The sequence below is a fragment of the Mycobacterium sp. genome (genome assembly GCF_049647605.1).
Lineage (GTDB): Bacteria > Actinomycetota > Actinomycetes > Mycobacteriales > Mycobacteriaceae > Mycobacterium.
Genome location: NZ_JBARXZ010000198.1, coordinates 1 through 8079, shown reverse-complemented (window position 1 = coordinate 8079; position 8079 = coordinate 1). Strand labels below are relative to the sequence as shown.

Annotated in this window: 9 protein-coding genes; 6 read left to right on the top strand and 3 right to left on the bottom strand. The window is 67.7% G+C overall.

Translation table 11 applies throughout. The annotated features are described in order from the left end of the window. The 4 genes from infB to WBB07_RS25520 form a co-directional block, all read left to right on the top strand. The coding region (gene infB / locus WBB07_RS25535) for a translation initiation factor IF-2 (RefSeq protein ID WP_526311849.1) at positions 1–1937 on the top strand (1937 nt) is incomplete at its 5' end. 13 nt (positions 1938–1950) lie between these two features. After that, a complete protein-coding gene (gene rbfA, locus WBB07_RS25530; protein ID WP_526311847.1) occupies positions 1951–2460 on the top strand; it encodes a 30S ribosome-binding factor RbfA in 510 nt (169 codons plus the stop codon). Next, entirely contained in the window at positions 2435–3433 is a 999-nt protein-coding gene (locus WBB07_RS25525; protein ID WP_526311845.1) for a DHH family phosphoesterase, read from the top strand. Before rbfA ends, WBB07_RS25525 begins: the two co-directional genes overlap by 26 nt. Next, on the top strand, positions 3426–4748 hold the full coding sequence (locus WBB07_RS25520; protein WP_526311843.1) for an MATE family efflux transporter: 1323 nt from the start codon (positions 3426–3428) through the stop codon (positions 4746–4748). The genes WBB07_RS25525 and WBB07_RS25520 overlap by 8 nt, the downstream gene beginning before the upstream one ends. Positions 4749–4775: 27 nt before the next feature. On the opposite strand, the gene WBB07_RS25515 is transcribed toward WBB07_RS25520, so the two are convergent. Beyond that, positions 4776–5735, bottom strand: a complete 960-nt coding sequence (locus WBB07_RS25515) for an alpha/beta hydrolase (RefSeq protein WP_526311842.1) — start codon at positions 5733–5735, stop codon at positions 4776–4778. Between the two features lie 262 nt (positions 5736–5997). Between WBB07_RS25515 and WBB07_RS25510 the strand changes: the two genes are divergently transcribed. Next, a complete protein-coding gene (locus tag WBB07_RS25510) occupies positions 5998–6270 on the top strand; it encodes a DUF2277 domain-containing protein (protein ID WP_526311840.1) in 273 nt (90 codons plus the stop codon). After that, positions 6267–6833 (top strand): DUF1802 family protein, encoded by a 567-nt coding sequence (locus WBB07_RS25505; protein ID WP_526311838.1) that lies wholly within the window; start codon positions 6267–6269, stop codon positions 6831–6833. The genes WBB07_RS25510 and WBB07_RS25505 overlap by 4 nt, the downstream gene beginning before the upstream one ends. Here the strand turns inward: WBB07_RS25505 and WBB07_RS25500 are convergent. Together WBB07_RS25500 and WBB07_RS25495 are read right to left on the bottom strand one after the other, a co-directional pair. Further along, positions 6830–7189: an MmcQ/YjbR family DNA-binding protein gene (locus WBB07_RS25500; RefSeq protein ID WP_526311836.1), complete on the bottom strand. Its 360-nt coding sequence runs from the start codon at positions 7187–7189 to the stop codon at positions 6830–6832. The two genes, WBB07_RS25505 and WBB07_RS25500, sit on opposite strands and share 4 nt — an antisense overlap. Beyond that, positions 7186–8079: CocE/NonD family hydrolase (locus WBB07_RS25495; protein WP_526311834.1), on the bottom strand; the 894-nt coding region annotated here is incomplete at its 5' end. The genes WBB07_RS25495 and WBB07_RS25500, both read right to left, overlap by 4 nt.

Genomic DNA, 8079 nt, shown 5'->3' with positions numbered 1-8079 from the left:
GTCCCGGCCAGCGCGGCGGTGCTGCCGGCGCGTTCGGCCGTCCCGGCGGTGCGCCGCGGCGTGGACGCAAGTCGAAGCGGCAGAAGCGGCAGGAATACGACTCGATGCAGGCGCCGGTCGTCGGTGGCGTGCGGTTGCCGCACGGCAACGGTGAGACCATCCGGCTGGCCCGCGGCGCGTCGCTGAGCGACTTCGCCGAGAAGATCGACGCCAACCCGGCATCGCTGGTGCAGGCGCTGTTCAACCTCGGTGAGATGGTCACGGCCACCCAGTCGGTGGGTGACGAGACCCTCGAACTCCTCGGCAGCGAGATGAACTACGTCGTTCAGGTCGTGTCCCCGGAAGACGAGGACCGCGAGCTGCTCCAGTCCTTCGACCTCACCTACGGCGAGGACGAGGGCGACGAGGACGATCTCGAGTTCCGTCCGCCGGTTGTCACCGTCATGGGTCACGTCGACCACGGCAAGACCCGCCTGCTCGACACCATCCGCAACGCGACAGTGCGCGAGGGTGAAGCCGGTGGCATCACCCAGCACATCGGCGCCTACCAGGTCCTCACCCAGTTGGACGGCAACGAGCGACTGGTCACCTTCATCGACACCCCAGGTCACGAGGCGTTCACCGCCATGCGTGCCCGTGGTGCGAAGGCCACCGACATCGCCATCCTGGTGGTCGCCGCCGACGACGGTGTGATGCCGCAGACGGTGGAGGCCATCAACCACGCGCAGGCGGCCGATGTGCCGATTGTGGTGGCGGTCAACAAGATCGACAAGGAAGGCGCGGATCCGCAGAAGATCCGGGCGCAGCTCACCGAGTACAACCTGGTGGCAGAGGAGTACGGCGGCGACACCATGTTCGTCGACATCTCGGCCAAGCAGGGCACCAACATCGATGCGCTGCTCGAAGCCGTGTTGCTGACTGCCGATGCGTCGCTGGATCTGCGGGCCAACCCGGACATGGAAGCCCAGGGCGTGGCGATCGAAGCGCATCTGGATCGCGGTCGCGGCCCGGTGGCCACCGTGCTCATCCAGCGCGGCACCCTGCGGGTCGGCGACTCGATCGTCGCCGGCGACGCCTACGGACGTGTGCGTCGCATGGTCGACGAGCACGGCGAGGACATCCACGAGGCACTGCCGTCGCGTCCGGTGCAGGTCATCGGCTTCACGTCGGTGCCCGGCGCAGGCGACAACCTGCTGGTCGTCGACGAGGACCGCATCGCCCGGCAGATCGCCGACCGGCGCAGCGCGCGTAAGCGCAACGCACTGGCCGCGCGTACCCGCAAGCGCATCAGCCTGGAAGACCTGGATTCGGCATTGAAGGAGACTTCGCAGCTGAACCTGATCCTCAAGGGCGACAACTCCGGCACCGTCGAGGCGCTGGAAGAAGCCTTGCTGGGCATCGAGATCGACGACGAGGTGGAACTGCGCGTCATCGATCGCGGTGTCGGTGGCGTCACCGAGACCAACGTCAACCTGGCATCGGCCTCGAATGCGATCATCATCGGCTTCAACGTGCGCTCGGAGGGCAAAGCCACCGAACTGGCCAACCGCGAAGGCGTGGAGATCCGGTACTACTCGGTGATCTACCAGGCCATCGACGAGATCCAGGCTGCGCTGCGGGGCATGCTCAAGCCGGTCTACGAGGAGAAGGCACTCGGCCGCGCCGAGATCCGGGCGATCTTCCGGTCGTCGAAGGTCGGCAACATCGCCGGCTGCCTCGTCACCTCCGGGATCATGCGTCGCAATGCCAAGGCCCGACTGCTGCGCGACAACGTGGTGGTTGCCGAGACGGTCACCATCTCGTCGCTGAAGCGGGAGAAGGACGATGCCACCGAGGTGCGCGAAGGTTACGAGTGTGGTCTCACGCTGACCTACAACGACATCAAAGAGGGCGATGTCATCGAGGCGTACGAGCTCGTAGAAAAAGCTCGAGTGTGAAGGCGTCCGAGTAATGGCTGATCCAGCACGGGCCAGGCGACTTGCGAAGCGGATCTCCACGATCGTCGCTTCGGCCATCGAGTACGAGATCAAGGATCCCCGGCTGGCCTTCGTGACCGTCACGGACACGAAGGTCACCGGAGACCTGCACGACGCCACGGTGTACTACACGGTGCGCGGGGCAACCCTGGACGTCGAACCCGACTACGCGGGGGCGGCGGCGGCACTGGAGAGCGCCAAAGGCGTGCTGCGCACCAAAGTTGGCGCCGGTACCGGTGTCCGGTACACCCCGACCTTGGCCTTTGTCCTGGACAAGGTGCCCGAGGTGGCCGCGCACATGGAGGAACTCCTGGCCCGCGCGCGGGCGGCGGATGCCGAAGTTGCGCGGGTACGGGAGGGTGCGACGCCGGCGGGGGATGCCGACCCGTACCGTGTCACTGGGGCGGAGGAAACGGTTGAGGGGCCGGAACATGCTCTACTGACCTCTGAGGACGCCGGTGACCGCGATCGATCCGAACACTGAACAGGATCTGGTAGGACGGCGCGTCGACGCCGACGGGGCCGTCGAAGTGTTGGCGGCCGCGCAGGTGATTGTCGTGGGGTGCCACGTCTTTCCGGACGCCGACACCATCGGCGCCGGACTGGCGTTGGCTCAGGTTCTCGATCGGTTGGGTCGCCACGTCCGGGTCAGCTTTGCCGCCCCGGCGGTGCTGCCCGACTCGTTGCGGACCCTGCCGGGCGGCCAACTCCTGGTCAGTCCGGACGAGGTACCCCCGAATCCCGATCTGGTGGTGACGGTCGACATTCCCAGCCCCAACCGGCTGGGTGCGCTGCAGACCGTCATCAGCGCCGACGTGCCGGTGCTGGCAATCGACCATCACGCCTCCAATCAGCTGTTCGGCACGGCCAACTACGTCGATCCCGCCGCGGACTCGACGACGATGCTGGTGGCCGACCTGCTCGACGCGTGGGGCCAGCCGATCGACGGCCCGGTGGCGCACTGCCTGTATGCGGGTTTGGTTACCGACACCGGGTCGTTTCGCTGGGCGAGTGCACGGGCACACCGGCTGGCGGCACGACTGGTCGACCTCGGTGTCGACAATGCCGGTGTCAGCCGCTGCCTGATGGACACCCATCCGTTCGGGTGGCTGCCCATGCTGTCGCGGGTGCTGGCGTCGGCATGCCTGCTTTCCTCCGCGCTGGATGGCAATGGTCTGGTGTACGCCGTCGTCGATCACCGGGAGTGGTCCGCGGCCCGGCCCGAGGAAGTGGAAAGCGTCGTCGACATCGTGCGCACCACCCAGCAGGCCGAGCTGGCCGCGGTGTTCAAGGAAATCGAGCCGCGACACTGGTCGGTGTCGATGCGGTCGAAATCGTTTGATCTGACACCGATTGCGTCTGCGTTCGGCGGCGGCGGCCATCGCCAGGCCGCGGGCTACTCGACTACAGGCACCGTCGAGGACGTGGTCGCCGAGCTTCGCGCCGCAATTGGCTGAAGCAGTACCCGGCACACCTCCCACCGGACGCACGATTGCCCGGCTGGCGTTGCCGGCACTAGGGGTGCTGGCGGCCGAGCCGCTGTATCTGTTGTTCGATATCGCCATCGTCGGCCGGCTGGGCGCGATTGCGCTGGCGGGTCTGGTGATCGGCGGGCTGATCCTCGGCCTGGTCGCCTCACAGGGGACGTTCCTGTCTTACGGAACGACGGCCCGCGCCGCCCGGTTCTATGGTGCCGGGAACCGCGCCGCCGCCGTGCGGGAGGGAGTTCAGGCGACCTGGCTGGCGTTGGGGATCGGTCTGCTGATCATCGTGGTCGTCGAGATATCGGCGGTGCCGCTGCTGCGGGTGATCGCCGGCGCCGAGATCGCCGATGCCGCCCTGCCCTGGCTGCGGATCGCGATCCTGGGGGCGCCGGCGATCCTGATCTCGTTGGCGGGCAACGGATGGATGCGCGGAGTTCAGGACACCGCCCGACCGTTGCGCTACGTGATCACCGGGTTTGTGATGTCGGCGATTCTGTGTCCAGTGCTGGTGTACGGGTGGCTGGGCGCACCCCGGCTCGAGCTGGCCGGTTCGGCGGTGGCCAACGTGGTGGGGCAATGGCTGGCGGCGCTGTTGTTCTGCCGGGCCCTGCTCGTGGAGAAGGTGTCGCTGCGGGTCGACATCGCGGTGCTGCCGGCTCAGCTGATGCTGGGCCGTGATCTCCTGATCCGCAGCCTGGCGTTCCAGGCCTGCTTCATCTCTGCCGCCGCGGTCGCGGCGCGGTTCGGTCCGGCCGCGGTCGCCGCCCACCAGGTGGTGCTGCAGCTGTGGAGTTTCCTTGCTCTGGTACTGGATTCGCTGGCCATCGCCGCCCAGTCGCTGGTCGGGGCGGCGCTGGGAGCTGGGCAGTTGCCGCACGCCAAAACGGTGGCGTGGCGGGTCACGGCGTTCTCGACGGTGGCGGCGGCGGTGTTTGCCGGCCTGTTTGCCCTCGGAGCAAAGGTGGTGCCCACTTTGTTCACCCACGACGCCGCGGTGCTGGAGGCCATCGGTGTGCCGTGGTGGTTCCTGGTGGCCCAGTTGCCGATCGCGGGAATCGTGTTTGCGCTCGACGGGGTGCTGCTGGGGGCCGGCGATGCCAAGTTCATGCGGAACGCGACGCTGGCCAGTGCCCTGTGCGGGTTCCTGCCGCTGATCTGGTTGTCGATGGCGTTCGGCTGGGGACTGTTCGGAATCTGGTCCGGCCTGACACTGTTCATGGTGCTGCGCCTGCTGTTCGTGGGCTGGCGGTCGTTCTCGGGGCGGTGGCTGGTCGTGGGCACGGGGTAGCTCACCCCCCCACCCACCACCAGTCCGTCAGGCGCCCAGGGTGCGCTGGATGTCGCCCTTCATGGCGTTCAACTGTCCACCCCAGTAGCCCCAGCCGTGGATGCCGTTGGCGGGGAAGTTGAACGTCCCGTTGGTGCCACCCGCTTTCTGGTACTGCCTCTGGAAATTCCGGTTGCTGTCCAGGGTGATCCCCTCGAGCAGCTGTCCGGCGATGTCGCCGCCGCCGCCCAGTTCTCCGGGGCGTCCGGTGCCGCAGTACACCCAGATTCGGGTGCCGTTGGCGACGAGCTTGCCGACGTTGACGGTCGGGTCGTTGCGCTTCCAGGCCGGTCCGCCGCCGAGACCCCACATGGCTGTGGAGTTGAAGCCGCCCGCGTCGCCCATGGCGACGGTGACCAGCAGCGGCCACACTCCGTCGGACAGGTTGAGATAGCCCGACAGCGATGCCGCGTAGCTGAACTGGCCCGGGTGGTAGGCGGCCAGGGTCAGCGCCGCGCTACCCGACATCGACAGGCCTACCACGGCATTGCCGGTGGGGGAGATGCCTTTGTTGGCGGCCAGGTAGGCGGGTAGCTCTGAGGTGAGGAAGGTCTCCCACTGGTAGTTGTAGGTGGTGCCGTTGCCGACGGCCGGGCCCTGCCAGTTGGTGTAGAAGCTCGACATACCGCCCACCGGCATGACCACCGAGACACCGGATTCGAAAAAGGTCTCGAAGGCGGCGGTTTCGATGTCCCAGCCGTTGTTGTCGTCGCGGGCACGCAGCCCGTCGAGCAGGTACACCGCGCGCGGTCCGCCGCCTTGGAATCTGACCGGGATGTCGCGGCCCATGGCAGGCGACGGCACCATCAGTGTCTCGACCGGTAGACCGGGCCGTGAGAATGCCGACGCTGTTGACGCCGGGCCGGCGACAGCGAGCAGACCCGGCAGCAACAGTGCTGCCATGAGGCCGGCGAGCAGCCGTCGTGTCCTGTGGTGCAAAACCGTCATGCGGTGACCGCCGTCCTGTCACGCGTGCCATTGAGGCGCGCTGTTTGAAGGGGGTGTAGACCGGCCCGATGTCGACCGGTCTCGGGACGTCACTGTGCGCCCGGTGTATCAAGGACGTCGTCGGATACCGGTGTTCCGTTACGGTGGCGCCGAACACACCAGCGCACCAACGCGGTTGGCCAGATACACCGCCTCGGCGACCGAGTGGGTGACCGTTGCGCCGGCCCTGTCACGCAGGCCAGCTCACCCCTATCGTGGAGGCATGTGCCGGAACATCACCGAGCTCCGCGGGCTCGAACCCGCGGCCACAGCGCAAGAGATCGAGGCCGCCGCCCGGCAGTACGTCCGCAAGGTCAGCGGCATCACCCGCCCATCGGAGGCCAATGTGGAGGCGTTCGAAGCCGCGGTACTCGAGGTCACCGCGACGACCACCAGGCTGTTGCAAGCCCTGCCGCCACGCCGGCAACCACCCAAGTCGGTGCCACCGCTGCGCCGTCCCGAGGTGCAGGCGCGAATCGCGGCCCGCGCCCGATGACCGAAGTCCTGAAAGAGTCCGAAGCCCTGAAAGAGTGGAGCGCGGCCATCTGGGCGCTGCTCGACGGCAGGCAGACCGTGCTGTTACGCAAGGGCGGCATCGGCGAGAAGCGCTTCGAGGTGGCCGCGACGGAGTTCCTGCTGTTCCCCACCGTCGCCCACAGCCACACCGAGCGGGTCCGTCCCGAGCATCGGGATCTGCTCGCGCCGGCCGCGGCCGACAGCACCGAGGAGCACGTGACCGTCCGGGCGGCGGCCAGGGTCATTGCCGCTGTTGCCGTCGACAAACCGGGGGGACTCGCGCAGATCGACGACACCCATATCTGGACCGCCGAATCGGTACGTGCCGACCGGATCGATTTCCGGCCGAAGCACAAGCTGACAGTCCTTGTGGTGCAGGCATTTCCGCTCGCCGAACCGATCCGGCTGCCGCGGCTGGCGCAGTACCGCGGCTGCACCAGCTGGGTGTCGCTACCGCAGGGCGGTCCGGTGACAGCGCCGGTGCACGACCTCGAATCGCTCGAGGCCGTCGCCGCGCGGGTGCGACGCGCGGTCTCGGACTAGCGCGGCAGGCGGTCCGCCCGAGCCGTCACCAATTCCTGGGGGGCGGTCAACCGCCACGCCTCGAAGGCCAGTTCAGCGAGCTCGTCGCGCTCGATCTTCGGAAGGTGTACCACCACCCAACCGAATTCATTGGTGGTGAACTGGATTTCGAACACCGATGGCCGCTCGGCAACCAATGCCAGCTGCTCGGCGATGGTCTGGCGCAGGCCGACGGTCGCGGTGTCCGGCCACAGGTAGGCGAAGGTGCGCGACGACACCTGGAACTTGGCGTAGTGGCCGTGGTCGGTGCGGGTGACACCGTCGAGCTGGTCGACGAGTTCGGTGAAGCTCTCGATGGGGTGACTCGGCACCGTCATGGCCTTCCGGTCGGCAGCAGCAGCCGTGACCCGGCGTGGCTGATCACATGTGTCGCAGGGACGGTGCGGGCGCCCTCGAGGACCGACTCGCCGGTGCCGAGATTGCGCGTGTACCGGGGAAACGACCCGCCCGCGATCAGCAATCGGATCCGGGTACCTGCGGCGAAGCGGTGGGCGATCGGATCCATCTCCAGGCGCACCACATCGGTGTTCCGGTCGGGTCGCAGCCGACGGTAGCCGTCGCTGACATTGCGGGACCGGCCGCGGGCGTCGACCTCGCTGATCCGGACCCACAGGTCGACGTACGGGGTGTCGGATCGGTGCGCCAGTTCGATGAGGGGCGTTCCGTGGACGACCAGTTCCGATGGCAGCGCGTCGGCGGTGAAGGTCAGCACATCGTGGCGCTGGGCAAGCGTGTCATCGCGGCGCCGGCCGGCCCCCGGGGACAGCAGCCGCCCACCGATCGTCGGCGTCGGATCGTGGGGATAGAAGGTGAAGGAGGACGTTTCGCCGGAGGGCACTGTCTCTTCGAGCCGGCCTGCGACGCCCAGGTAGCGGATGGTCTCGGTGGTTGCGGGCGGCCAATCGGGCATGTCGAGCCAGTCGCCTCCGCCGGTGACCCGGGCCCGCACCCGGCTGGCGCGCGGGGCGACCGGAGCTGCGCTGACATGAGTACCGAGCCACTGCAGCGATTCCCGCAGCACCGGTGCGGCTGCCGAGGTGGCCATGTGGGTGTGTGTCCAGGGGCCGATCGTCAACGCGACGTCGACATCGCGGTCCCGTAGCGCCCGGTACTGCTGCAGTGTCTGTTCGATGAACAGGTCCTGCCAGCCGCCGATCAGCAGCACTGGCACCTGCGCCGAATCCAGGGCCTGCGTGAAGCGGTAGGC